Consider the following 22,956-nt stretch of genomic DNA (forward strand, 5'->3'; position numbering starts at 1 on the left):
TGAGCACGGTGTGCCCCGGCGAATCAGGAGTTGTAAGCGATCGATGAACGCAGACGAGAGCACGCCGCAGATCGTGGTCGTGGGGCCGCAGGGCCTTTCGGCCTCCGGCGGCAACGGTAAGGGCGAGCACGAGGAGCGGTCCGTCGCCGACCTGGTGGAGCAGCCCGCCAAGGTGATGCGGATCGGCAGCATGATCCGCCAGCTGTTGGAGGAGGTGCGGGCGGCTCCCCTCGACGACGCCAGCCGCAAGCGGCTCAAGGACATCCACCAGAGCTCCATCAAGGAGCTTGAGGAGGGCCTGGCCCCCGAGCTGGTGGAGGAGCTGGAACGGCTGACCCTGCCGTTCAACGACGAGAGCGCGACCCCGCCGAGCGACGCGGAGCTGAGAGTCGCGCACGCCCAGCTCGTCGGCTGGCTGGAGGGCCTGTTCCACGGCATCCAGACCACGCTGTTCGCCCAGCAGATGGCCGCCCGGGCGCAGCTGGAGCAGATGCGCCGCGCACTCCCCGGCGGCATGACTCAAGCCTCACAGGACGATCAGGGCCACCGCGCGGGTGGCCCCTACTTGTAAACCCCCGCTCCCCGCCGACTCAGAACAGGGTCTCGAGCACGACCGCCACACCGTCGTCGTTGTTGGCCGCCGTCACGTGATCGACGGCGGCCAGCACGTCGGGATGGGCGTTCGCCATGGCGTACGACGTGCCGGCCCAGGTCAGCATCGGCAGGTCGTTCGGCATGTCGCCGAAGGCGACGACCTCCGCGGGCTTGATCCCCCGCTCCTCGGCAAACGTCGCCAGCGCGGTGGCCTTCGTCACGCCGTACGCGCTCATCTCGATCAGAGCCCGCCCGCTGGAGTGGGTCGGGGTCACGATGTCGCCGACGATCTCCAGCACTCCGCGGTGCAACTCGTCGGGGTCCATCGAGGGGTGCTGCGCGAGCAGCTTGGCGCACGGCCGGGATGTCAGCGCCGCCATGGCCGCCATCCGCCCGTAGGCCAGCTCCCGGGCGTCCCAGCGCCCCAGCGGGTAGTCCGACTCGTGCGCGAAGCCTCCCTCATACTCCACCGAGAACCTGAGGCCGGGCACATGCCGCCGCAGCCGGGCGACGCACTCTTCGAGCACGTCGGCGTCGATCAGGCGTGAGTCGACGATCTCCTCGGTGTGGAGGTCGTACAGGAGCGCGCCGTTCGCGCAGATGGCGAGCCCGCGGTGCCGTACGGCTCCCGCGACGGTGTGCATCCACCGGGGCGGCCGCCCGGTCACGAAGACGAGGGTGCCGCCGACCTCCTCCACCCGGGCGAAAGCGGCGGCGGTACGTGGGGAGACCGTTCCGTCGGTGCGCAGAGCGGTGCCGTCGAGGTCCGTGGCGACGAGTCGGGGACAAGTCATGACAGGTTCCAGTGTGCACCGAGATGGGCGATGCCACACCCACGGCCACAACCACCGTCACGCCCACGGCCACACCCACCGTCGTACCCCGCCACACCCGGCCACCCGACGCATACCGCCACGGCCACTTCCGCCGCCATACCCCGGCCACAGCGACGCCTACGGCCACTGCCACACCGGCGGTCACACCCACACCGGTGGCCACATCGGCGGCGAGAAATCTCCCCCGGACATGGAACACCAACGGGCTACATAGTGTTAGATATGAAGGCGTTGTATTAGCTGTTCCCGTAGCGAAAACCAGTTTGACTGTATGAGCCACCCGGGGAGCTGTGCGACACACCCGGGGTCCACGAGGTGTGGCCCCCAAGATTCACTTCCTTAGGGAGAGCAGTAATGGCTCAGGGAACCGTCAAGTGGTTCAACGCTGAGAAGGGCTTCGGCTTCATCGCACCGGACGGCGGCGAGCCCGACGTGTTCGTGCACTTCTCCGCGATCACTGGCAGCGGCTACCGCAACCTCGAGGACGGCCAGCGGGTCGAGTTCGAGGTCATCGCCGGTCCGAAGGGTCCGCAGGCGTCGAACGTCCGCGGTCTGTGACCTGACGTAACGAAGGCGGGGTTCGCGGTGGCGAGCCCCGCCTTTCGCATGTCCGGGGGCATCCGGCCGTAAGCGCGGGGGCGGACCCGTGGAAGACCCTCGCGCATGAAAGTTTCACGCACGGAGCCCTTCTCGCACTCGGATGCCGTCCGAACCGAGAGATTTACATCACACCTGACGGCACCGTGCCATCAAAGGTGCAGATTGCCCTTTCGCCGGACATCTGAGGCAATCGATGCCGGCCCGGCGCTGCCGCCGGAACCCGCCACAGAGCGTGAGACGCGAAGACCTCCGGACGTGGTGGGCGGCACCACGCCGGAGGTCTCCTCGATCAGGGCCGGTGGATCTACCGGGACAGCGGCTCCAGGACGTCGAGCCCCACGTACGGCCGCAGCGCCTTCGGCACGACCACCGAGCCGTCGGCCTGCTGGTGGTTCTCCAGGATCGCCACGATCCAGCGGGTGGTGGCGAGCGTGCCGTTGAGCGTCGCCACGTGGTGCGGCTTGCCGTCCTCGTCCTTGTAGCGCACCTTGAGGCGGCGGGCCTGGTAGTCGGTGCAGTTGGAGGTCGAGGTGAGCTCGCGGTAGCGGCCCTGCGTGGGCACCCAGCCCTCGCAGTCGTACTTGCGCGCCGCCGACGAGCCGAGGTCGCCGCCCGCGACGTCGATCACGCGGTAGGGGATCTCGACCTTCTCCAGCATCTCCTTCTCCCACGCGAGGAGCCGCAGGTGCTCCTCGTGCGCGTCCTCAGGACGGCAGTAGGAGAACATCTCCACCTTGTCGAACTGGTGGACGCGAATGATGCCCCGGGTGTCCTTGCCGTACGACCCGGCCTCGCGCCGGAAGCAGGACGACCAGCCGGCGTACCGCATCGGCAGCGACGCCCGGTCGAGGATCTCGTCGGAGTGGTAGGCCGCCAGCGGCACCTCGCTGGTGCCGACCAGGTAGAGGTCGTCGGCCTCCAGCCGGTAGACCTCGCTCGCGTGGGCGCCGAGGAAGCCGGTGCCGGCCATCGCCTCGGGCTTGACCAGCACGGGCGTGATCATCGGGGTGAAGCCGGCCTCGACGGCCTGCTGGATCGCCATGTTCAGCAGCCCGAGCTGGAGCCGCGCGCCGACGCCCTTGAGGAAGAAGAACCGGGCGCCGGAAACCTTGGCCCCGCGCTCGGTGTCGATCGCGCCGAGCCGCTCGCCCAGCTCGACGTGGTCGCGGGGCTCGAAGTCGAAGACCGGCTTCTCGCCGACCTCCTCCAGCACCACGTAGTCGTCCTCGCCGCCGGGAGGCGCGCCCTCCTCGACGAAGTTCGGCACGGTCATGAGCAGCTCGTCGAGCTCGCTCGCCAGCGCGGCGGCCTCGGTCTCGGCCGCCTTCACCTGCGCGGCCAGCTCCTTCGCGCGGTCGAGCAGCGTCTGGCGCTCGTCTCCGGACGCGCGGGACACCGACTTGCCGATGCTCTTCTGCTCGGCGCGCAGCGACTCGAAGGTGTTGAGCGCGGCACGGCGGCGCTCGTCGAGCGACAGCAGGGTCTCCACGACCGAGTAGTCCTCGCCGCGGACGCGCTGCGACGCCCGGAGCCGGTCAGGGTCCTCACGAAGGGTTCGCAGGTCAATCACGGCTCAAAGGCTACCGGAGCCGGTGCGGCTCCCGCCCGTCAAGCGAGGCCGGCGCGGATCTTTCCGAGCCATTCGGCGGCCTCGGCGAAGTCCGGGTCGGCCGTACCCTCCTTGATCTGCGTCGCGACCCGGTCGGCCCGCGGATAGCTGCCGAGAAAACGCAGATCGTCGCAGAGCCGGTGGAGCCCGGCGACGGCCTCCCCGACCCGGGCGTCGGCGATGTGCCCCTCGAAGTCGAAGTGGAAGAAGTAGCGGCCGATGCCGTCGCCGGTGGGACGCGACTCGATGCGGGTCAGGTTGACCCCGCGCACCGCGAACTCGCTCAGCATCTCCAGCAGCGCGCCCGGGTGGTCGTCGCGCAGGAAGGCCACGAGCGAGGTGCGGTCGGCGCCGGTCGGCTCGGGCAGCCGCCCGGGGCGGTTCACTTTGATGAACCGGGTGACGGTGTCGGAGCGGTCGCCGATGTCCGAGGCGATCGCGTCGAGCCCGTAGTACTCCCCGGCGATGGCCGGGCTGATCGCCGCGTCGTACGGAGACCCGGGAGAGGCGACCTCCTGCGCGGCGGCGGCCGTCGACGAGGCCGCGATCACCACGGCGCCGGGCATCTCGCGCTCGATGAACCCGCGGCACTGGGTGTGGGCCGCCGGGTGGGTGAGGACCCGCTTGATCTGGGCCAGCTCGGTGCCGGGCCGCACCAGCAGGGAGAACTCGACCGGAAGCAGCCACTCGCCGGTGATGTGGAGCGCCCTCCCCCCGGCCAGCTCGTCGAGGGTCTGCGTGATCGCCCCCTCCACCGAGTTCTCCAGCGGGACCACCGCGCCGTCCGCCTCGCCGTCGCGGGCGGCGTCGAGCGCGGCTCCGACGTTGGCGCAGGGCAGGCGCTCGGCATCGGGCTCCAGGAGCCGCAGGGCCGCCTCACAGAAGGTGCCCTGGGGCCCCAGGTACGCGAGCTTCGACATGCCCCAAGGGTATCCGCAGGTAGGTGTGGCCTGCGTGCGGAGACACCCCTGTGCCCGACCGGCTTTCGCCGGTGAACCGGCCGGCCCCGCTCAGCCGGGGAGGCATCGGCCCAGCTCGGCCGGTGAACCGCCGGCCCGGCTCAGCCGGGGAGGCATCGGCCCAGCTTGGCCGGGGAGGTGTCGCGGCTCAGCCGGGGAGGCGTTGCGGCTCGACCTCGGGCCCGATGCCGAGCCTGGCGGCCCGCACGGCGTGCTCCTCCTCCGGCGACAGCGGCTGCAGCCCCTTCCCGCCGCGTACGGCCCGGGCGTACGTGCGGGTCTCGGTGCGCCCGTTGATCGACGTCAGCACGACGCCGTCGCCGAAGCCGTTGATGAGCGCGAGCGAGAACGACAGCCTGCCGGTCATCTCGTCGAGCGCCTCATACCGATACAGCGCCACGTCGCGGATCGCCCTGCTGTCCACCGGGCCCTCGACGGCGGCCCGCCGATCAAGGGCGTCCAGGCACACTCGCACGGAACGGCGGGCGGCGCGCAGCGCGATCAGGCCGACGGCCACGCCGGTCACCCCCGCCAGGACACCGGCCATCTCCACAACGGTAACCAGCACGGCACTGAGCGTAATGACTCGGTCAAGTGGCCGCAGCGGGAACGGCGACAGCGGCCCGCCGCCGGGGCAACCAGGTGCCGAGGAGCCAGACGAGCCCGATGGCGCCGAGTCCGAACGCGTTCTGCACGATCTTGCCCGCGACCGGGCTGAGCACGGGGATCTCCAGCGCCTTGAGCGTCACTCCCCACCACGGGATGGGCAGCACGTAATAGAGCCACACACCCGCCGCGACCAGCAGCCGGACCGGGTCGCGCCCGGATCCCGCGAGGGCCGCGAGGACGACCACGACCCAGGCGATGTGGTGGATCCAGGCCACCGGCGACAGCAGCACCGCCATCAGCCCGGTCAGCGCCACCGCGGTCGTCACGTCACCGGCCAGGTACGCCCGCCGGGCGCGGCGGAAGCCGTACCAGCCGATCACGGCGACGGCGGCGAGCCAGAGCACCGTGGTCAGCCAATCGGGCAGGTAGAGCCTGAGCAGCATGCCGCGCAGCGACTGGTTGGTGGTGGCGGCGTTCGCGCCGAGGCGCTCGGAGTCGAGCAGCGCCCCGAACCAGAAGTCCCGGGCGTCGTCGAAGATCACCAGCAACGGCAGCAGCGTGAGCAGGGCCGCCGTGAACACCGCCATGAAGAAGGCACGCCGCTGTCCTGCGCTCCCGTGACGCTGCCTTGTATCCCCCTCCCGGGCGGGGAAGGCGGTGATCGCCAGGTAGACGAGGAACACGCCGGGCGTGAGCTTCACCGCCGTGGCGAGGCCGATGAGCATCCCGCGCGGCCACCACGGCCTGCGGGCCACGCAGTCGAGCAGGCACAACGCCAGGAGGAACAGGTCCACCTGGCCGAACCTGAACTGGTCCCTGATCGGCATGAGATAGGTGCACGCGGCGCACAGCACGGCGAACAGCAGCGGCGCGGCCAGGACGCCGCGCACCCCGTCCAGTAAGGCCCGGAAGGCGTGCCGGACCGTCACGGCGAGGACGGCGACGATGGCGACCGTCCACACCCACTGCGCGACCGGCCACGACATCACGGCGAGCGGCACCGCCAGCATCGCGGCCACCGGCGGATAGGTGAACGGCAGCAGTTGAGGAGCCGGCGTGATCACGTCGTAGACGGGCAGACCCCGCAGCAGCGCCCAGCCGCCCGTACGGTAGACGTCCAGGTCCACCAGACGCTGGTCCTCGGGGTTGGTCAGCCAGTAGGCGATCAGCGGCGACGCCGCGGCGGCCAGCGCCACCAGGGCGAGCGCCCACGCCCAGGCGGGCCGGCGGCCCCCGGCGATGCGGCCAGTCGTCATGACCAGGCAGGCTACCGTGGACCGTGTCCGCACCGTTATCGATCATGAGGGAGCGCGGGACAGTGCCACCTGGATCAGCCCCGGCACAGGGCCCGGCTCGGGGCCCGGCGGCCCGAGCCGCGGCGAGGCTGTTGGCGTCGATCCTGGTGCTCGTCGTGGCGGCCCTCGTCCTGCCCGCCGCTCCCGCGTCGGCCGCACGGCAGGCCGCCTCGGTGACGGGCCGGGTCGTGGTGATCGGAGTGCCCGGCCTGCGCTGGGACGACCTCGACCCGCGGCGGACCCCCGCGCTGTGGGGGCTGGCCGCCCGCGGCTCCAGCGCGTCGCTGTCCACGAGGACGGTCCCTCCCGAGGGGCTGCCGGTGACCTGCCCGGCCGCCGGCTGGCTGACGGTCTCCGCGGGCCAGCGGGCGGGAGCTCCCGGCGCCGGTTGCGGCCCCCTTCCCGAGCCCGTGACCGCCGCCGGCGGCACGGCGACGATCCCGAACTGGTCCGAACTGGTCGCCGTACAGCAGGCCGGTCCCTTCAAGGCCCGGCTCGGACTCCTCGCCGACACAGTGACCGCCGCCGGGGGAAGGATCGCGGCCGTCGGCCCGGGGGCCGCCCTGGCCGCCGCCGACCGGTCCGGCAGGGTCGCGACGTACGCCGCGACGCCCGCCGCGCTGCCCGACCTCGCGCCGTACGCCCTCGTGGTCGCGGAGGCGGGGGAGATCACCGGGGCCCAGGCCGACGGCCCGGCAGACGACCCGGCCGGTGACCAGGCCGGCGACCCGGCCGGCGACGGGCGCGGGCAGGCGCGGCGGGCGGCCGTGAGCGCCGCCGACCGGACCGTCGCCGAGGTGCTCGCCAAGGTGCCCGCCGGTTCGGTCGTGCTCGTGGCGGGGCTGTCCGACTCCCCCGGCCGCGGCGAGGGGGCCATCGCCCACCTGCACGTCGCGATCGCCGCCGGCGGGCCGTACGGGCACGGGGCGCTGACCGCCTCCTCGACCCGGCAGCGGGCGCTGGTCACGGTCACCGACGTCACGATGACGGTCACGCACCTGCTCGGCCTCCCCACTCCCGACGGCGCGGTCGGCAGGCCCTGGTCCGGGGGCGGCGAGGCGCCCTCAGCGGCCGAGCTGGCCGACGCCGACCTCGCGAGCCAGGTGCTCAGGGAGGTCAGAGAGCCGTTCTTCATCACGCTGGTCGCCGCGCAACTGCTCTTCTACGGCCTGGCCGCGCTCGTGATCAGGCGCCACCGGCGGATGCCGACGACCACACGGGTCGTCGCGACGGTCAGCGGCGCGCTCCCGGTGTCGATCTTCCTGGCGCAGCTCGTGCCGTGGTGGGGCTTCGCGCACCCGATGCCCGCCCTGCTCGGCACGATCCTGGGCTTCGCCGTCCTGGTGGCCGGGCTCGCGTACGCCGGGCCGTGGCGCCGCCATGTGCTGGGGCCGCCCGCCGTGGTCGCCGGGATCAGCTCGCTCGCGCTCCTCGCCGACGTGGTGACGGGCTCGCGGCTGCAGGTGAACGCGGTGGCCGGCTACGAGCCCGTGACCGGCGGCAGGTTCTACGGCTTCGGCAACATGGCCTTCGCCGTCTACTCGACCGGCACGATCCTGCTCCTGGCGGCCGTCGCCCACGTGCTGCGCCGCCGGCCGAGGCTCGCCGCGGCCGTGTGCGTGGCGTACGGCCTGCTCGCGATCGCCGGGGACGGCTGGCCGACCTGGGGCGCGGACTTCGGCGGGGTGCCGTCGTTCGTCCTCGGCGTGGCGGTGTGCGTGCTGATGGCCGCGGGCAAGCGGGTGTCGGTCCTCCGGCTGGGGCTGATCGGCGTGGCGGGGGTTCTGCTCATCTCGCTGATCGCGGTGGCCGACTGGCTGCGTCCCGCCGACCGGCGGACCCACCTCGGGGCGTTCGTCCAGCAGATCATCGGCGGCGAGGGCGGCTCGGTCGTCGGGCGCAAACTCGGGGCGATGCTCCACACGCTGGGCAATCTCCCGCTGACGCTGCTGTCGGTGGTCGCGCTGGCGTTCCTGTTCCTCGTGCTGGCCCGGCCGTCCCGGTGGGGCGCGCCCGCGCTGAGCCTGGCCTACGAGCGGGCGCCGGAGCTGCGGGCCGGGCTGTTCGGCGCGCTGACCGCGGCGTTCGCCGGGTTCCTGATCAACGACTCGGGGATCGCGATTCCGGCGATGGCCCTGACGGTCGCGGTGCCGCTGGCGCTGGCGGCGTCCGTACGCGCGTTCCAGACCGCGCCGCCCACCACAGCAGCGCGATCGTCAGCGCCAGCAGGAGCGACGGCGCCACCCAGGCCCTGACTACGCCGACGAGCCACCCCAGGTCGGCCGGCTGATCCGCCTGGCGCGCGGGCAGGTAGGCGAGCGAGAGCACGGCGAGCCGGGCGACCAGGAACGCCTCCAGGCCCGGCCAGGCGACCAGGGCTAGCAGCGCGAACCCCAGCCCGTCATACCAGGGCAGCGCGTACGGCGTGGCGAACAACCAGGCCACGGCGACGGCCAGGGCCACCACCGGCCCCTCGCGCTCGGCGGTGGGACGTCCACGCAGCAGGAGGGCGGCGAGCGCGGCCAGCAGGAGCAGCGACCCCGCCTGGATCCACGCCCGGTAGGCCCCGGACCCGAACATCACCTGCAGGGCCCTTTGCGCGAGCTTCCACGGCGTGGCCAGCGAGACCGACTTGCTCGCGTTCAGCAGCTGGTCGAGCGCGTGGGGCCCGGCCAGCAGATAGGCCACGAACACGGTCAGCGCCGCCAGCCCGGCGACCAGGGCGAGCCGCCGAGGGCTCCTGCGCAACTCCCACGCCGTGCCCAGCGCCACCAGGCCCACGGTGGCCTTGACCGCGACCCCCAGGCCGAGCGGCACGCCCCTGCGGGCGACCAGCCCCGCCACGACGAACGCGATCGCCACGGTGTCGAGGTGCATCCCGGCCACGAGCTCGTAGACGAGCAGCGGATTGGCCGTCCACAGCAGGGCCGCGCGGCGCTGCCGTACGGGATCGCCGGCGGTTGCGCGGTGGAGCAGCAGGCCGGTGGCGACGAAGGCGGCGGCGTTGACCAGGGCCATCACGAAGACCGTCAGGCGGACCGAGTCGCCCCCGGCATGGCTCGCCAGCGCCTGTACTGCCGTCGCGACCGGGCCGTACACGCTGGGCGTCCTGGTCCACTCCTCCACCCGGCCGATGACCGGATCGGCGGGAAGGTCGGCGGGCACGGTCGCGTACGGGTCGTGGCCGAGGGCCGCCATCCGGCCGTACGCCGCGTAGTTGAGGTGGTCGGCCGACCCGGAGGGCGGCAGGAACGCGAGGACCGCGGCGGCGGCGCACCCGGCGACGACCAGTGCGCGCGCCTGCGGCAATCGGTCGGCGTACGCGAGGCCGGCGGCCAGGCCTGCCGCGCCGAGGACGAGCGCCGCGGCGGCCAGCGCGACGACGAGACGACCGTCCGGCGCGAGATCGAGCGAGTAGGGAGGCTGCCACGACCGCCCCGGCAGTCGGGGCACCATCGCCGACGGCCCGAGGACGCCGATGGTGATCGTGAGAACGATCGACAGGCCGCCGGCGGCCGGGGCCAGCCGGGCGGCGATCCGAGCACGCCCCCGCGAATCCACCCCCGAATTCCACCACACCCGCGCCGTGATCTTGGATTTTGTCGCAAGTGGCGGCGTCGACCAGGGGCTATCCCTTTCGTGATCTTGCACTGATCACGACCGACGGGCGCTCACCTGCGGCATCTCGACAGATGATCTTGCATTGCGACGGACAGTGCAAGATCACGAACAATGTAGCCGCGGGTCAAGACGCCCACAGGTCGCTTTGCTGCATGATCACGGAGCCGATCGGCCCAGGTAGACGCGCAGCCTGCGACAAACTACAAGATCACGGCGGGGGTTAGGGGAGGTGGCGGCGGGGCGGGCGCAGGGCGGCGCGTGCCTGGTCCACTGCGGGCTCGCGGGCGGCGAGGGCCAGGCCGACGTCGCGGAGCTGCTTGGCCCTGTGCAACTGGGCGCGCCAGTCGGTGCCGGTCGCCCGGTGCGACATCTCGACCTCGGCCTCGACCACTCGGAAGCCCTTCCTGAGCAGGTCGACGGTCATGCCGGTCTCGACGCCGAAGCCGTGCGCGAGCGGCCGGGCCGCCTCGAACGCCGCCCGGGTGAGGCACCGCTGCCCGTTGAGCGGCTGGGTGGCCTCCCAGCCGGTGAGCCGCTTGATGCCGTCGCGGGCCAGCCGCACGACGATGCCGTGCCCGCCGAGCTTCACCCTGGTCGCGAACTTCGCGATGGTCATGTCGGCCTCGCCCGCGCGCACCGGCGCGATCAGCGGGAGAGCCGCCGCCGCCGTCTCGCCCAGGTCGGCGTCGAGGAACAGCAGGTGCCGGGGATGGTCCTCGTCCAGGAGGCGCACGGCCTCGGCGCCGCTCTCCATCGCCGCCGCCTTGCCCCGGTTGCGGCTGTGCCGTACGACCCGGGCGCCCGCCGCCCTGGCCACCCGGCCGGTCTCGTCGGACGAGCCGTCGTCCACCACGACCACGAGATCCACGCCGGGCAGCTTCAGGGCGGCGGTCACGGTGGCGCCGATCCGGTCGGCCTCGTCCTTCGCCGGGATCACCACCGCGGTGTCCGGCTCGGGTACTGCCATCTCCCCCATGCGCCTAGCCCTGATGCTCGGCCGTGAGCAGGTCGGCGGGCACCGTGTCGTGCACGGTGAACACCGAGTCCAGGCCGGTGACCTGGAGAATCTTGCGTACCGCCGGTCTCGGGGCCGCCACCTCCAGCGTGCCGCCCCGCTCGCGCAGCCGCTTGAGCGCCGACAGCAGCACGTTCATGCCCGTGGAGTCGCAGAACTCCACTCCTGACATGTCGATGACCACCCTGTCGGGCCCGGTCTCCAGCAGACGGGTGAACTCCGCCTGCAGCCGGGGCGCGGTATATAGGTCGATTTCGCCGAAGACGGCCATGACGGCCTGACTGGCGTGGGATTGCGTCGCGACTTTGAGCTCCACGAGGCGCACACTAGCGTCGTCCCGGCCCCGGGTCACGCTCCATCGGATTCGTCGAAGAGTCGTCCGCCCTTTGTCCCCGATTCCGGCCCCACGTAAACGCGGAGTGCGCGAAGCTTGACGGTATGCGACACCGGCGTCGCCGGATGGAGGGCCCGGATCCTCCGCGTCTTGGTCGTCACTTCGCAAAGGAGGGCGGGCGCCGAGCACAGCGGGCCCGAGAGCAGATGAACAGTGAGATTCCCGAGGATCCACAGCGGCGTGTGCTACGCGAGCATCTGGAGACCATGCAGGTGCGCACCGAGAAGGCCTCATCGTGGCGCGACGCGGCCGAGCCGCTGCGCGGCCTGGTCAACCGCGAGGGGTACGTCCCGGTCAGCGCCCGGCTGGCGTCCGAGGACCTCGACTTCCTCGCCGAGGCGCGCGAGGAGCTGCTGAGCTTCTCCGAGCTCGGCATCCGGCTGCTCGATCTGCACCAGCCCCGGGACGCCGGCGGTATCTCCAGCGACCCGGGCAACCCGATCCTGCGGTGCCGGAGCTGCATGTGGCGCTGGCCGTGCCCCACGTTCCGGGCCATGGCGGAGGCGTTCACCCCGCGCCGGCGGGAGGTCGCCCCGGACGTCCCCTCCTGGCGCGGCCAGCTGGAACACCAGACCGACCTGTGACCTGGGCGGCGAGCGCGGCGCCGAGCCGCGCTTCTCATGCCGGAACCGGCGACGCCAAGAGTCACCAAGTCGGTGTTAAGTGTTCGCCATGGAGGCGTTCCTAACGTCCTCTGTGTAAGGGCCGGCGCGCGGAGACGGGCGCCGGCCGACACAGGAGAGGACCGCGGAGCCCGGCGTCGAAGGGCTTGCCGGGTCCCGGATGGGAAGAGCGTCATGAAGCTGGTCTACAAGGTCCTGGCCGCACTCGTCGCGGTCGAGGTCGCCGTGCAGGCGATGATGGTCGTGCTCGGCGACGCGGGGCTGTTCAAGTACATCGAGCAGGGCGGCGTGATCGACAAGGCGGGCGTGGAGAGCGGGGGGATCGAGTTCCCCGAGTTCTTCGCCTTCATGGTCCACGGCATGAACGGGATGATGATCATCCCTGCGATCGCGCTGCTCCTGCTGGTCTCCTCGTTCTTCGCGAAGCTCCCCGGCGCGGTCAAGGGGGCCGCCCTCGTGGTCCTGCTCGTCGCGGTCCAGGTCTCCCTGGGCCTCCTCGGCCACCAGATCCCCGCCCTGGGCGCCCTGCACGGCCTGAACGCGCTGCTGCTGTTCGGCGCGGCCGTCCACGCGGCGCTTCGCGGGCGTCGGGCGGCGGCGAGCGTGACCGCCCAGCCCCACGCCCGGGTCGAGACCGTCGTCTGACGACGACTCGCATGGACGGGACTCGCCGTCGCGGCGCCCGCCTCCGGACCGTCCTGGCGGGCGCCGCGACCATCGCCCTGCTCGGCCCGCCGGCCTGGATGTGGCAGGACAGCCTCATGCCCGGCGCGTACTCCGTCATGGACATGGGGTACGCGGACTACGGCGGCGCCCTGACACACGTGGCCGCCGGCACCTCCGCGCACTCGGCGCACACGCACTCGGACTCGGAGCACATGCCCTCGGCGCACACGCCCTCGGAACACAGCGGGCGCCCGGAGCACATGCCCTCGGAACACGGGGCGTCGGAACACGCGGCGTCGGCGCGCAGCCTGACGTCGTTGACGGCCGACCCCGACCGCGAGGCCGACGTCTCGATCACCCTGGTCGCGCGCAGGCAGCGGTTCCGCCTGTCCACCGGCCGCCCGGTGGACGGGTACACGCTGAACGGCACCTCCCCCGGCCCGGTCATCCACGCGACCGTCGGACAGTTGGTGCAGGTCCGCCTGGTCAACGAGTCGGTGCCGGACGGCATCACGCTGCACTGGCACGGCGTCGACGTGCCCAACGCCGCGGACGGGGTCGCCGGTGTCACCCAGGACGCGGTCGGCGAGGGCCGGTCGTTCACCTACCGGTTCGTCGCCGGTCAGGCCGGCACCTTCTGGTACCACTCCCACCAGGTGTCCCACGAGCAGGTGCGCCGCGGCCTGCTGGGCGCCCTGGTGGTGACCCCGGCGGCGCGGCCGCCCGCGGGCACGGCCGACGTCGTGGCGCTGTTGCACCTCTACGACGGGGCCCGCACGATCAACGGGCGTGAGGGAGACGTCCGCGCCGAGGCGCTCCCCGGCGAACGGGTGCGCGTACGTATGATCAACACGGAGAACGGCCAGACGTCCCTATGGGTCGGCGGCGCCCCGTTCCGGCTCATCGCCGTCGACGGCACGGACCTGCACGAGCCCGCTCCCGTACGGGACACCGCCGTGACGGTCACGGCGGGAGGCCGGGCCGACATCGAGGTGACGATGCCCGAGGACGGCTCGCCGGTGCGGGTGCACATCGGCGGTCCGGCCGGCGTCGTGCTCGGTTCGCGGTCGTACGACGTGCCCGCCGTCCCCCGGCCCGCGACCTCGCTGGACCTGCTCACCTACGGCACGCCGGCGCCGCTCGGGTTCGACCCGGACCGGCCCGATCGGCGGTTCGACTACGTGATCGGGCGCCGTCCGGGCTTCCTCGACGGACGTCCCGGAATCTGGTGGACGATCAACGGCCACATGTTCCCCGACGTGCCGATGTTCGTCGTCGCGGAGGGCGACGTGGTGCGGGTGCGGATCGTCAACGACAGCGGAGAGCCGCACCCGATGCACCTGCACGGCCACCACGCCGTGGTGCTGAGCCGTGACGGCGTGCGCGCGACGGGCGGCCCCTGGTGGGTGGACTCGCTCGAAGTCGGCGCCGGCGAGTCGTACGACCTCGCCTTCGTCGCCGGCAACCCGGGCATCTGGATGGACCACTGCCACAACCTGCCGCACGCCACGGAGGGGCTCGTCGCCCATCTCATGTACGAGGGGGTCACCACGCCCTTCACCGTGGGCGGGACGGCCGGGAACGAGCCGGAGTGACCCCCGGCCGCGGCGAGGCGCGGTCAGGCCAGTGGCAGCGTGATCGTGAACAGGCAGCCGGGGCCCTGGTTGACCACGTCGATCTCGCCGTCGTGGGCCTCCACGATGCCGCGCGCGATGGCGAGGCCGAGCCCGGCGCCTCCGTCGGGGCCGGGTGTCCGCGCCGCCTCGCCGCGGAACGCGACGTCGAAGACCCGGGGAAGGTCCTCCTCCGGGATGCCGCCGCAGCCGTCCAGCACGGACAGGCGGGCGGTCGTCCCCTCCGCCACCGCCCGTACGACGACCGTGCCCCGGGCGGGCGTGTGGCGGATGGCGTTCACCACCAGGTTGCGTACGGCCCGGCCGAGTTGCCCGGCGTCCGCGGACACCGGGACCCGCGGGTCCGCCTCGCCGGTGAGGTGCACGCCCTCGGCGCGGGCCAGCGGTTCGACGGCGGCGAGGGTGTCCGCGACGAGGTCGCCGAGCCCCGTGCGGGTGAGCCTGGGCCGCAGCGTGCCCGCGTGGATGCGCGACAGCTCGAACAGGTCCTCCACCATCCCGGCGAGCCGGTCGACCTCCACCCTGATCTGGACGTGGTAGCGCTTGACGGTCTCGGGGTCGTCGGCCACCCCGTCCTCCAGGGCCTCCACCATCGCCCGCATGCCGGCGAGAGGAGTGCGCAGGTCGTGGCTGACCCACGCGACCAGTTCGCGCCGCGCGCTCTCCAGCGCCCGCTCGCGTTCGTGGCCCAGCCGCAGCCGCTCGTACGCCTGCTCGAGCGCGGTGCTGATGGTCTGCAGTTCGGCGGGGAGCGGCGCGGGCGGCGGGGTGAACAGGCCGGAGGGCGGCACGCTCTCCAGCGCGCCGACGAGGCTCCTGCTGGCGCGCACCACCGTGCGGGCGTTCACCAGCGCGACGCCGATGCCCACCAGGCCGCCGATGCCGACGACGGTGAGCACGATGTTCTTCGGCCGTCCGTCGAGGATCATGGCGAGGGTGATGGCGACCACCCCGGCCAGCGTCGCGGAGACCGTCACGGCCGCGACGACCGCGAGCATCACTCCGATCGACCGGCGGCGCAGCACCCGCAGCAGCGCCAGGCCGAGGGCCGCGATGACGAGACCGAGCCCGGCGGCGACCGCGACGATCTGGACGATCACGACAGCGGCTCGTAGCGGTAGCCGACGCCCCAGACCGTGACGATCCGGCGCGGGTCGGTGGGATCGTCCTCGATCTTCTCCCGCAGCCTGCGCACGTGGACCGTCACCGTGGAGGAGTCGCCGAACGACCAGCCCCAGACCTGGTCGAGCAGGGCCGCGCGGCTGAACGCCTGGCGGGGGTTGCGCAGCAGGTAGACGAGCAGGTCGAACTCCCGGGCGGTCAGCGTGATCTCCTTGCCGTCCAGGCGCACCTCGTGGGCGCCGACGTCCACCACCAGGTCGCCGTCACGCAGCACGCCGGTGCCCGTCGGCACCAGCGCGCCGCGGGCCCGCCGCAGCACGGACTGCACGCGCAGGGCCAGCTCGCGCGGGCTGAACGGCTTCGTCACGTAGTCGTCGGCGCCGGTCTCCAGGCCGACCACCCGGTCCATCTCCTCGCCGAGGGCGGTCAGCATGATCACCGGGACGGGCCAGCGCTCCCGCAGCTTCCGGCAGACCTGAAGGCCGTCGAGCTTGGGCAGCATCAGGTCGAGCACCATCAGGTCGGGCGGGTCGGCCAGGGCCCGCCGCAGCGCCTCGGCCCCGTCACCCACGCACTCGACCTGGTGCCCGTCCCGCTCCAGATAGCGGGCCACCACCTCGGCGACGGTGGGGTCGTCGTCCACCACGAGGACACGGGCGGGATTCGAGGGAGTCTTTGAGGGCGGCACGCCTCAACGGTATGTCCGCCGGCCGACCCGGCGGAGTCCCGTCACCGTCTCGTAAGAACCCGCCGCCGCTCCCGGCCGCGGGTTCCGGCCGCGGGTTCCGGCCGCGGGTTCCAGCGCGGCGAGCAGGCGCCGGGCGCGGCGTCCGGCTGTTCACCGTCCGGCGGGCCGCCGCCGAAAACGATGATTCACGTGAAACCTCATGGAACGCGGGTATGTGAACCGATTCTGGATCAAGCTCGCAGTTGTCGGTGCCACCGCGTACCTTGGGGCCATGGCCCGTACCGTACTGACCGTACTGGGGATCCTCCTGGCCCTCTGGCTGGTGTTCGGATTCGTGATCCCCGCACTGTTCGCGACGCTGAAGTTCCTGCTCATCATCGGGATCATCGCCCTCGTCGCCGTCGCCGTGGTCACCGTCGTCGGGAAGCTGTCCCGCTGACGTGCACGCGCTCCAGGCCGCCATCGGATCGCTCGTCTGGCTGCTGGCCGAGTCGGCCGCCGGGTCTTCGGGCCCCGGCGCGCTGACCGCGGCCGGCCTGGCCGGCGTGACCGTCCTGGTGTTCGCCTGGATGCTCTGCCGGCTGACCGGCGTCGCCGTTCTGCGCCGGGGGCCGGGCAGTCCGCCGTACAACGGCGAGACGGCGATGGTCAGGCTGCGCGATCCCGGCGCGCCCGGCCGTCCCCGTCCCCGTGCGCCATCCGGAAGCCCCGCGCTCGCCTGACCGGCCATTCCGGTCACGAGCGCTTTCGTCATGTCCTGATCCCTCGCAAAAGGTCACAGACGAAAGGCTTCCCATGTTCGACTTCGTGCTCGATCCCGCCTATCGCCTCGTCGAGGCACTCAGTCAGGTCACCGGCGCCGGGCTCGCGATCGTCCTGGTCACCCTCGCCGTACGGCTGTCGCTGCTACCGCTGAGCGTCCGCGTCGCCCGCGCCCAGCGGATCAGGACGCGGCTCGCTCCCCAGGTGGACAGGCTGCGCACGCGGTGGAAGAACGATCCGCAGCGGCTCCTGCGTGAGGTGAACGCGTTGCACGCAAAGGAGGGCGTCGGCCGGTTCACCGGCTATCTTCCGGCGTTCGCGCAGTCGCCGTTCTTCATGGTGACCTACCGGCTGTTCACGGCCGCCGTGATCGCGGGACACCCGAACCTGCTGCTGGCGCAGAGCGTGCTCGGCGTGCCGCTGGGGGAGCACCTCGCCGCCGCGGTCGCCGGGGCGGGCCTGGCCGGCCCGCCGGTCCTGGTCTTCGCCGGGCTGCTCGCGCTGCTCGTGGCCGTGGCCGTGGTCGCCGCCCGCAGGGTCGAGCCCACGGCGCCGATGCGGCGCCTGCAACTCCTCGCACCGTTCTGGACCGTGGCCGTGGCGGCCTTCCTCCCGCTCGCGGCGGGCGTCTACCTGCTGGTGAGCAGCGCCTGGACGACGGCCGAGCGGGCCGTCCTCCACCCGCGCGCCGCGTGACGAGGCGCCTGGAACGCCGACGGCAGGACCCGTCACCACGCGATCATGACCTGGGCGGCGGGGGACACCGGCGGGGACGGCCTGCGGGCGCGGAGCGTAGCGGGGCGCTCAGCCGACCTCGCGCAGCACCGGGGTTTCGGACAGCTCGGGATGCACATTTCGGGCGGGCCATGAGGCGGGGACGACGGCCCAGACAGTGGTCGTCTCCTCCTCGTGCCTGACCCCCCAGCGCTCGGCCAGGTATTCGACGATGCCGAGCCCGCGTCCGCCGAGGGACGACAGGGTCGGGCGACCGGCACGGGGTTCGGTGTACGCGCCGCCGTCGCTCACGGCCACCTCGACCTGGGTGTCCGAGCAGAGCCATGCCACTTTGAGCTGGCCGGACGGAAGGGGGTGGGCGTGGCGCAGCGCGTTGCTCAGCAGTTCGCTCATGATCAGAACGACGTCGTCCACGGCGGTGGCGAGCAGCCCCGCGTTCGAAAGGTCGGCGCTGAGGCGCTGACGTGCGACGGCGACGCTCGACGGTGCGTACGGCAGCATCACGACGCTCGACGCACTCACCTCCCGTTCCCCCGTTCCTGCTGCACGAGCCAGTACGACCGAAATGCCCCGCTTACTCGGCTGGGAAACCGTGCTCCGGATCACAGCTTGTGCACATTGGACAATAGTTCAGTCCTTAAGTGGTGACGCCACGCTCCGATCTGTCTTATCAGGATGAAGATCCTGCCGAGTTCAACACCAGCCACATGCGTGTTCCCCCGCTGGATCGGGGCAGCGCGGCGACGTCTCCGCCCTGGGCGCGGGCGAGGTTGCGCACGATGTAGAGCCCGAGCCCGACCCCGCCGAACCTGCGCCGGTCGCCGCCGTCGGCCTGGACGAACCGCTCGAAGATCCGCTCTCGGTCGCTCGCCGCGATGCCCACTCCCTCGTCGTCCACCACCAGCACGACCCGGTCGTCCTCCGGCCATGCCTCGACCCGGATCAGGCCGCCGTCGGGGGAGTACTTGAACGCGTTCTCCAGGAGCTGGGCCAGAAGGATGTCGGTGGCCAGCGCGTCCCCGTACACGAAGGGGAGATCGGGCGGGATGTCCACCTCCAGCCGGTGCCGGTCGGACAGGACCGGCAGCCCGAGCGTCGCCGCGTGCACCCGCGCGGCCAGGTCGAAGGGCTCGACCCTGACCTTCAGCTCCTTCGCCCCTGCCCGCGCGCCCAGCAGCAGATGGTCCATGAGCTGCCCGAGCGAGCGGGCGCGCTCGGCGATCGTGTGAACCGCCGACCGCCGCTCCTCGTCCGCCAGGTGCTCCCAGCGGGAGTCGAGCGTGCTGGCGAAGCCGTGGACGATCGTGATCGGCGTACGCAGCTCGTGGCTGGTGGTGGCGAGGAACAGGTCCTTCGCCTCCTCCAGCTCCTTGGCCCGGGTCACGTCGCGGAAGTCGACGACGGTCTCCCCCGTCTCCCGGATCTCCGCGCACAGCACGTCGAGCCATCGGCCGGACGGAAGCTGGAAGGTGAGCTTCTCCCCCGGCGCCGGCAGCGGGAAGGGCGGCGGCCCTCCGATCACCCGGTCCTCCGGGTGGCCGGTCAGCTCGGCCGCCGCGGGGTTCCACCGCACGACCGCGCCCGAGCCGTCGAGCACCGCGATGCCGTCGGCGCTGGCGTCGAAGACGGCCCGCTCGTGTGCGCGCTGCCGCACCGCTTCCTGGTACGCCATGGCGTTGGCGACCGCGATCCCGGCGTGTCCGGCGAGCAGTTCGAGCAGTTCGAGCTCCAGATGGCTCGCCTTGCGCCGGGCGAACAGCGCGTAGAGCGCTCCATAGGGACGCCCGCCCACGGCGGCGATGCCGACGGCGATCGTGTGCAGGCCGGGCAGACGCGCCCAGATCAGGTCCTGGAAGCCCTCCGGGCCGGTCTCGAGCAACACGGTCTTGCCGGTGCGCAGCAGCTTGGCGACCAGGCTGGTGTGCAGCCCGGCGGTCGCCCCGCGCAGCGTTTCGGGCAACTGGTGGACGCCGACCAGGCGCAGCCGCTCCCCCTCGATGGACACGAAGCCGCCGGCGTCGGCGCCGGTCAGCTCGGTCAGGCTCGCGGCGATGCGGTCGAGCACGACGGGCAGGTCGAGCTCGGCGTTGATGTCGCCGACCACGTCGGTCAGCCGCCGCACCAGGCGGGCGCGCTGCACCATTCTGCCGTGCGCGGCGTCGTCGTCCTCGGCGGCGTGGTAGACGCTCACGTATCCGAGCAGGACGCCGCCCGGCGAGCACAACGCGCTCGTGTCCACCCGCAGGTCGAGCAGCCGCCCGTCCTGGTGGAGGCGCTTGGTGGTCAACGACACCCGGCCGCCCGCGCGTACGCGTTCGAGCACGGCGTTGTGCTCGGCCGTCAGCTCGTCGGGCACGATCGGGGCCCTCCTGCCCAGCAGATCGGACGCGGGCCAGCCGAACAGCCGCTCGGCCGCCGCGTTCCAGCTCAGCACGGCCAGGTCGCGGTCGAGCGCGACGATCGCGTCGGGGGAGCCGGCCAGGACCGCCCGCGCGAGGCCCTCCTCCGCGTCACCGAACACCGCGTCACTGAGGGGCGCGACGTCCGGGACCGTGACGTCCGCGACCGTGACGTCCGGGACCACGGGGGCGAGGTCCGCCGCCCGGCCGTCCACGCTGCTGTCACCCACGTCCCCATCGTGCCCCCTTTCACCTTTTGATCTTGGGGTTTTCCGTCACCTCGCGACCGCTCCGATACGCTGCCTGCACGCAGAGAAGAGAAAGTGGGGCGCCCATGTCCACCGAGGACCTCGAAGCCCTGCTCCGCGTGACCTCGCCGGGCTATGTCGGCGTGGCCCCGCCCGAGGTCGCCTTCGGCACCATGGACGCGCCGATGGGCCGCCTGGCCCTCGCGGTGACCGCACGTGGCGTGCTGGCCTGCGCCTACGAGGACGAGCACAAGGTCTTCGCCCGGATCTCCCGCGCCGTCGGCTCGTTCATCGGGCCCGACCCGCGCCGCCTCGATCCCCTGCGCAGGGAGCTGGACGCGTACTTCACCGGCAGGCTGCGCACCTTCTCCCTCTCGGTGGACCTGCGCCTGGTCACCGGCTTCAGCCGTACGGTGATCCAGCTCATGCCGGCCGTGCCGTACGGCAGCGTCACCACCTACCAGGAGATCGCCGAGCGGATCGGGCGGCCGCAGGCGCCCCGCGCGGTGGCCAACGCCCTGGCCGGCAACCCGGTCTGCCTGCTCCTGCCGTGCCATCGGGCGGTGGAGGGCCCCGGCGCGCTCGGCGGGTACGCCGGCGGCCCGGCGGCCAAGGAGCATCTGCTCCGCCTCGAAGGCGCCCTCTGACCGCCAGACCGAGCGCCAGGCCGAGCGCCAGGCCGAGCGCCAGACCGGGCGCCTCTAACGGCGCGACCGCAGGCGGCGCGCCGGAAGGGACAGCACCACGGTCGCCAGCGCGGCCACGAGGAACGCGGCGAGCGCCGCGTTCATCCAGGGCTGGTGGACGAACCCGAGGGCGAGGCGGACCTCGGTCCAGATCCCGTCCCACCAGCCGACGGTCGGGGTGGAGGTCACGATCCAGTACGCCGCGAACCCGAGGATCCACGGCACGACCATGAGCCAGCGGGAGGGGGCGTCCTTGGCCGTGTTCCACCGGGCGGCCCCGCCGAGCAGGAAGTAGTCCACCACGAGCACGGCGAACATCGGCACGAACACCGCCCCGATCACGCTCAGGAAGGCGCCGTAGGAGTTGACGTCGGCGAACAGCGCGATCAGCGTGGTGAGCACGCCGATCACGACCGAGATCACCCGGCGGTCCCAGCGCGGCGCGAGGTTCTGGATCGAGACGGTCGTCGAGTAGACGTTCGCGAACGACTGGTCGGCCTCACGCAGCACCAGGATGCCGAAGAACACGACCCCGAGAGGGGCGGCCACGAACGGGTCCCACACCTTGTCCCCGTCGTTGCCGACCAGGGCGAGCGCGGCGATGCCGAGGGCCAGGCAGGCCACCTGAGCGATCGTGTATCCGGCGACGACGCCCGTGAACGCCGCGCCGCTCGACCGCGAGTGCCTGGCGTAGTCGGCGGCCATCGGCACCCACGACACCGACAGCGCGATGACGTAGTCGACGGCGGGGGCGAAGGCGTCCCAGCTGCCGCCGCCCACGGACGGCCCCTGCCGGAACAGGGCGATCGACAGCCAGATCATCGCGATCACCACGCCCGCCGTGACGTACCGCCGCAGCAGCCGCAGCGCGCCGAGCGGCCGGATCGTCAGCGCGATCGTCAGCGCGCCCGCCGCGACCGCCCACACCGCGTACGGCACGGCCGTGCCAAATAGCGCCTGCGCGCCGTTGGCGATGACCCACAGCTCGAAGGCGCCCCAGCCGAGCATCTGCACGATGTTCAGCACGGTCGGGATGTAGGAGAGCCGGGCCCCGAACAGGCCGCGCAGCAGCACCATCGCGGGCCGCCCGGTGCGTACGCCGGGGATCGCGGCCAGGCCGACCATCGCCGTCCCGAGCAGGCTGCCGACGACGGCGGCGAGCACCGCCGCGGTGAAGGTGAGCGGCTTGCCGCCCAGCGGGTCGAGCAGGAACAGCGCCCCCGAGAAGCCGAGGAGGCTGACGCCGAGGTTGGCCCAGAAGGCACCCTGGTCGAGCAGGCCCAGAGTCCTCGGAGCCTCCTCGTCCAGGGTGAGCGGAACCTCCGCGTGCACGTCGTCGACGACGGCAGAAGTCATCACACGCTCCCTACGCCGGCATTATCCGGACAGGTTCATGCGGTCGGCGGCACGACTTCGATCCGCCCTCTCAGCCCGGTCACGCCCGAGCTCCCGCGGGTATTCATGATGTCTTGGGGATTATGACACTTCTTTGACCGTTGCCCTACGCCGCCCCCGTCCCTACGCGACGTAGGGCGCCTCACCGCCCTCGCTCACCATCGGACGTCCGGCCGCGGCCCAGGACCGCATGCCGCCGTCCACGTTCACGGCGTCCCGGCCGATGTGGTTGAGCCACATCGCGGCGTGCGCCGAACGTCCGCCGACCCGGCAGACCACGTACACCGGCCGGTCGTGCGGCACCTCGTCCACCCGCACCTGCAGCTCGCCGAGCGGGATGTGGACGGCGCCGGGGGCGTGGCCCGCCACCCACTCCTCGTTCTCGCGGACGTCCAGCAGGTACGCGTCCTCGGGCAGTGCGTCGGGGGCGATTTCCGGCAATGTCATGCGCCCATTCTGACGGCAC

General features: G+C 72.2%; 23 protein-coding genes and 1 riboswitch. Of the genes, 9 read left to right on the plus strand and 14 right to left on the minus strand.

Features of this window, described 5'->3' with window-relative positions; translation table 11 throughout:
• Positions 1-43: 43 nt before the first annotated feature.
• Positions 44-571 carry a bacterial proteasome activator family protein gene (locus FLX07_RS03555; RefSeq protein ID WP_142567924.1) on the plus strand — a complete coding sequence of 176 codons (528 nt, stop codon included), beginning with the start codon at positions 44-46 and terminating at the stop codon, positions 569-571.
• A 19-nt stretch (positions 572-590) separates the two neighbouring features.
• On the opposite strand, the gene FLX07_RS03560 is transcribed toward FLX07_RS03555, so the two are convergent.
• The gene (locus FLX07_RS03560) at positions 591-1,388 is read right to left on the minus strand and encodes an HAD family hydrolase (RefSeq protein ID WP_142567925.1); all 798 of its coding nucleotides are present in this window, start codon (positions 1,386-1,388) and stop codon (positions 591-593) included.
• A 396-nt stretch (positions 1,389-1,784) separates the two neighbouring features.
• Between FLX07_RS03560 and FLX07_RS03570 the strand changes: the two genes are divergently transcribed.
• Positions 1,785-1,988 (plus strand): cold-shock protein, encoded by a 204-nt coding sequence (locus FLX07_RS03570; RefSeq protein ID WP_041952879.1) that lies wholly within the window; start codon positions 1,785-1,787, stop codon positions 1,986-1,988.
• Between the two features lie 346 nt (positions 1,989-2,334).
• Here FLX07_RS03570 and serS read toward each other — a convergent pair whose 3' ends face one another.
• From serS to FLX07_RS03610, 7 genes are all read right to left on the minus strand, one after another.
• A complete protein-coding gene (gene serS / locus FLX07_RS03575) occupies positions 2,335-3,600 on the minus strand; it encodes a serine--tRNA ligase (RefSeq protein WP_142567927.1) in 1,266 nt (421 codons plus the stop codon).
• Positions 3,601-3,638: 38 nt separating this feature from the next.
• Positions 3,639-4,559 carry a prephenate dehydratase gene (pheA, locus tag FLX07_RS03580; protein WP_142567928.1) on the minus strand — a complete coding sequence of 307 codons (921 nt, stop codon included), beginning with the start codon at positions 4,557-4,559 and terminating at the stop codon, positions 3,639-3,641.
• A gap of 187 nt (positions 4,560-4,746) precedes the next feature.
• A complete protein-coding gene (locus FLX07_RS03585) occupies positions 4,747-5,166 on the minus strand; it encodes a DUF4446 family protein (protein WP_142567929.1) in 420 nt (139 codons plus the stop codon).
• A gap of 22 nt (positions 5,167-5,188) precedes the next feature.
• Positions 5,189-6,463 (minus strand): glycosyltransferase 87 family protein, encoded by a 1,275-nt coding sequence (locus FLX07_RS03590; RefSeq protein WP_142567930.1) that lies wholly within the window; start codon positions 6,461-6,463, stop codon positions 5,189-5,191.
• 2,139 nt (positions 6,464-8,602) lie between these two features.
• Entirely contained in the window at positions 8,603-10,063 is a 1,461-nt protein-coding gene (mptB, locus tag FLX07_RS38800) for a polyprenol phosphomannose-dependent alpha 1,6 mannosyltransferase MptB (RefSeq protein WP_373292428.1), read from the minus strand.
• 280 nt (positions 10,064-10,343) lie between these two features.
• On the minus strand, positions 10,344-11,090 hold the full coding sequence (locus tag FLX07_RS03605) for a glycosyltransferase family 2 protein (RefSeq protein ID WP_189104864.1): 747 nt from the start codon (positions 11,088-11,090) through the stop codon (positions 10,344-10,346).
• Positions 11,091-11,103: 13 nt separating this feature from the next.
• A complete protein-coding gene (locus FLX07_RS03610; RefSeq protein ID WP_142567933.1) occupies positions 11,104-11,454 on the minus strand; it encodes an STAS domain-containing protein in 351 nt (116 codons plus the stop codon).
• Between the two features lie 260 nt (positions 11,455-11,714).
• Here FLX07_RS03610 and FLX07_RS03615 point away from each other — a divergent pair, with 260 nt between their 5' ends.
• The 3 genes from FLX07_RS03615 (at position 11,715) to FLX07_RS03625 (ending at position 14,416) form a co-directional block, all read left to right on the plus strand.
• Positions 11,715-12,116 (plus strand): hypothetical protein, encoded by a 402-nt coding sequence (locus FLX07_RS03615; protein WP_244311149.1) that lies wholly within the window; start codon positions 11,715-11,717, stop codon positions 12,114-12,116.
• Positions 12,117-12,329: 213 nt separating this feature from the next.
• Positions 12,330-12,800: a hypothetical protein gene (locus tag FLX07_RS03620; protein ID WP_142567934.1), complete on the plus strand. Its 471-nt coding sequence runs from the start codon at positions 12,330-12,332 to the stop codon at positions 12,798-12,800.
• Positions 12,801-12,811: 11 nt separating this feature from the next.
• Entirely contained in the window at positions 12,812-14,416 is a 1,605-nt protein-coding gene (locus tag FLX07_RS03625) for a multicopper oxidase family protein (RefSeq protein WP_208762054.1), read from the plus strand.
• Positions 14,417-14,439: 23 nt separating this feature from the next.
• Here FLX07_RS03625 and FLX07_RS03630 read toward each other — a convergent pair whose 3' ends face one another.
• Both FLX07_RS03630 and FLX07_RS03635 read right to left on the minus strand, forming a co-directional pair.
• Positions 14,440-15,555, minus strand: a complete 1,116-nt coding sequence (locus FLX07_RS03630; protein ID WP_208762055.1) for a sensor histidine kinase — start codon at positions 15,553-15,555, stop codon at positions 14,440-14,442.
• Positions 15,552-16,265, minus strand: coding sequence for a response regulator transcription factor (locus tag FLX07_RS03635; RefSeq protein WP_142567935.1), 714 nt, complete (start codon positions 16,263-16,265; stop codon positions 15,552-15,554). Before FLX07_RS03635 ends, FLX07_RS03630 begins: the two co-directional genes overlap by 4 nt.
• Before the next feature lie 271 nt (positions 16,266-16,536).
• Between FLX07_RS03635 and FLX07_RS36275 the strand changes: the two genes are divergently transcribed.
• The 3 genes from FLX07_RS36275 (at position 16,537) to FLX07_RS03645 (ending at position 17,723) form a co-directional block, all read left to right on the plus strand.
• Positions 16,537-16,704 carry a hypothetical protein gene (locus FLX07_RS36275; RefSeq protein ID WP_167748099.1) on the plus strand — a complete coding sequence of 56 codons (168 nt, stop codon included), beginning with the start codon at positions 16,537-16,539 and terminating at the stop codon, positions 16,702-16,704.
• A 1-nt stretch (position 16,705) separates the two neighbouring features.
• A complete protein-coding gene (locus FLX07_RS03640) occupies positions 16,706-16,987 on the plus strand; it encodes a DUF6412 domain-containing protein (protein ID WP_142567936.1) in 282 nt (93 codons plus the stop codon).
• Between the two features lie 73 nt (positions 16,988-17,060).
• A complete protein-coding gene (locus tag FLX07_RS03645) occupies positions 17,061-17,723 on the plus strand; it encodes a YidC/Oxa1 family membrane protein insertase (protein ID WP_142567937.1) in 663 nt (220 codons plus the stop codon).
• A gap of 108 nt (positions 17,724-17,831) precedes the next feature.
• Here the strand turns inward: FLX07_RS03645 and FLX07_RS03650 are convergent, their stop codons facing one another.
• A complete protein-coding gene (locus FLX07_RS03650; RefSeq protein WP_229689470.1) occupies positions 17,832-18,284 on the minus strand; it encodes an ATP-binding protein in 453 nt (150 codons plus the stop codon).
• A 148-nt stretch (positions 18,285-18,432) separates the two neighbouring features.
• A complete protein-coding gene (locus tag FLX07_RS03655; RefSeq protein WP_142568127.1) occupies positions 18,433-20,283 on the minus strand; it encodes a PAS domain S-box protein in 1,851 nt (616 codons plus the stop codon).
• A 212-nt stretch (positions 20,284-20,495) separates the two neighbouring features.
• Here FLX07_RS03655 and FLX07_RS03660 point away from each other — a divergent pair, with 212 nt between their 5' ends.
• Entirely contained in the window at positions 20,496-21,056 is a 561-nt protein-coding gene (locus tag FLX07_RS03660; protein ID WP_142567938.1) for a methylated-DNA--[protein]-cysteine S-methyltransferase, read from the plus strand.
• 54 nt (positions 21,057-21,110) lie between these two features.
• Here the strand turns inward: FLX07_RS03660 and FLX07_RS03665 are convergent, their stop codons facing one another.
• A complete protein-coding gene (locus tag FLX07_RS03665; protein WP_142567939.1) occupies positions 21,111-22,451 on the minus strand; it encodes a purine-cytosine permease family protein in 1,341 nt (446 codons plus the stop codon).
• Positions 22,442-22,558: riboswitch (TPP riboswitch) on the minus strand. Its footprint overlaps the gene before it by 10 nt.
• A gap of 55 nt (positions 22,559-22,613) precedes the next feature.
• Positions 22,614-22,937, minus strand: a complete 324-nt coding sequence (locus FLX07_RS03670; protein WP_142567940.1) for a rhodanese-like domain-containing protein — start codon at positions 22,935-22,937, stop codon at positions 22,614-22,616.
• Positions 22,938-22,956 lie beyond the last annotated feature (19 nt).

It is taken from the genome of Microbispora bryophytorum (assembly GCF_006874465.1).
GTDB classification, from domain to species: Bacteria; Actinomycetota; Actinomycetes; order Streptosporangiales; family Streptosporangiaceae; genus Microbispora; species Microbispora bryophytorum.

Bases quoted from the DNA above. Each gene is read 5' to 3' on its own strand.
- FLX07_RS03670 (WP_142567940.1), bottom strand. From the start codon at position 22,937: ATGACATTGCCGGAAATCGCCCCCGACGCACTGCCCGAGGACGCGTAC.
- FLX07_RS03620 (WP_142567934.1), top strand. From the start codon at position 12,330: ATGAAGCTGGTCTACAAGGTCCTGGCCGCACTCGTCGCGGTCGAGGTC.
- FLX07_RS03645 (WP_142567937.1), top strand. From the start codon at position 17,061: ATGTTCGACTTCGTGCTCGATCCCGCCTATCGCCTCGTCGAGGCACTC.
- FLX07_RS36275 (WP_167748099.1), top strand. From the start codon at position 16,537: ATGGCCCGTACCGTACTGACCGTACTGGGGATCCTCCTGGCCCTCTGG.
- FLX07_RS03665 (WP_142567939.1), bottom strand. From the start codon at position 22,451: ATGACTTCTGCCGTCGTCGACGACGTGCACGCGGAGGTTCCGCTCACC.
- FLX07_RS03590 (WP_142567930.1), bottom strand. From the start codon at position 6,463: ATGACGACTGGCCGCATCGCCGGGGGCCGCCGGCCCGCCTGGGCGTGG.
- FLX07_RS03570 (WP_041952879.1), top strand. From the start codon at position 1,785: ATGGCTCAGGGAACCGTCAAGTGGTTCAACGCTGAGAAGGGCTTCGGC.
- FLX07_RS03625 (WP_208762054.1), top strand. From the start codon at position 12,812: ATGGACGGGACTCGCCGTCGCGGCGCCCGCCTCCGGACCGTCCTGGCG.
- FLX07_RS03555 (WP_142567924.1), top strand. From the start codon at position 44: ATGAACGCAGACGAGAGCACGCCGCAGATCGTGGTCGTGGGGCCGCAG.
- pheA (WP_142567928.1), bottom strand. From the start codon at position 4,559: ATGTCGAAGCTCGCGTACCTGGGGCCCCAGGGCACCTTCTGTGAGGCG.
- FLX07_RS03605 (WP_189104864.1), bottom strand. From the start codon at position 11,090: ATGGCAGTACCCGAGCCGGACACCGCGGTGGTGATCCCGGCGAAGGAC.
- FLX07_RS03660 (WP_142567938.1), top strand. From the start codon at position 20,496: ATGTCCACCGAGGACCTCGAAGCCCTGCTCCGCGTGACCTCGCCGGGC.
- FLX07_RS03560 (WP_142567925.1), bottom strand. From the start codon at position 1,388: ATGACTTGTCCCCGACTCGTCGCCACGGACCTCGACGGCACCGCTCTG.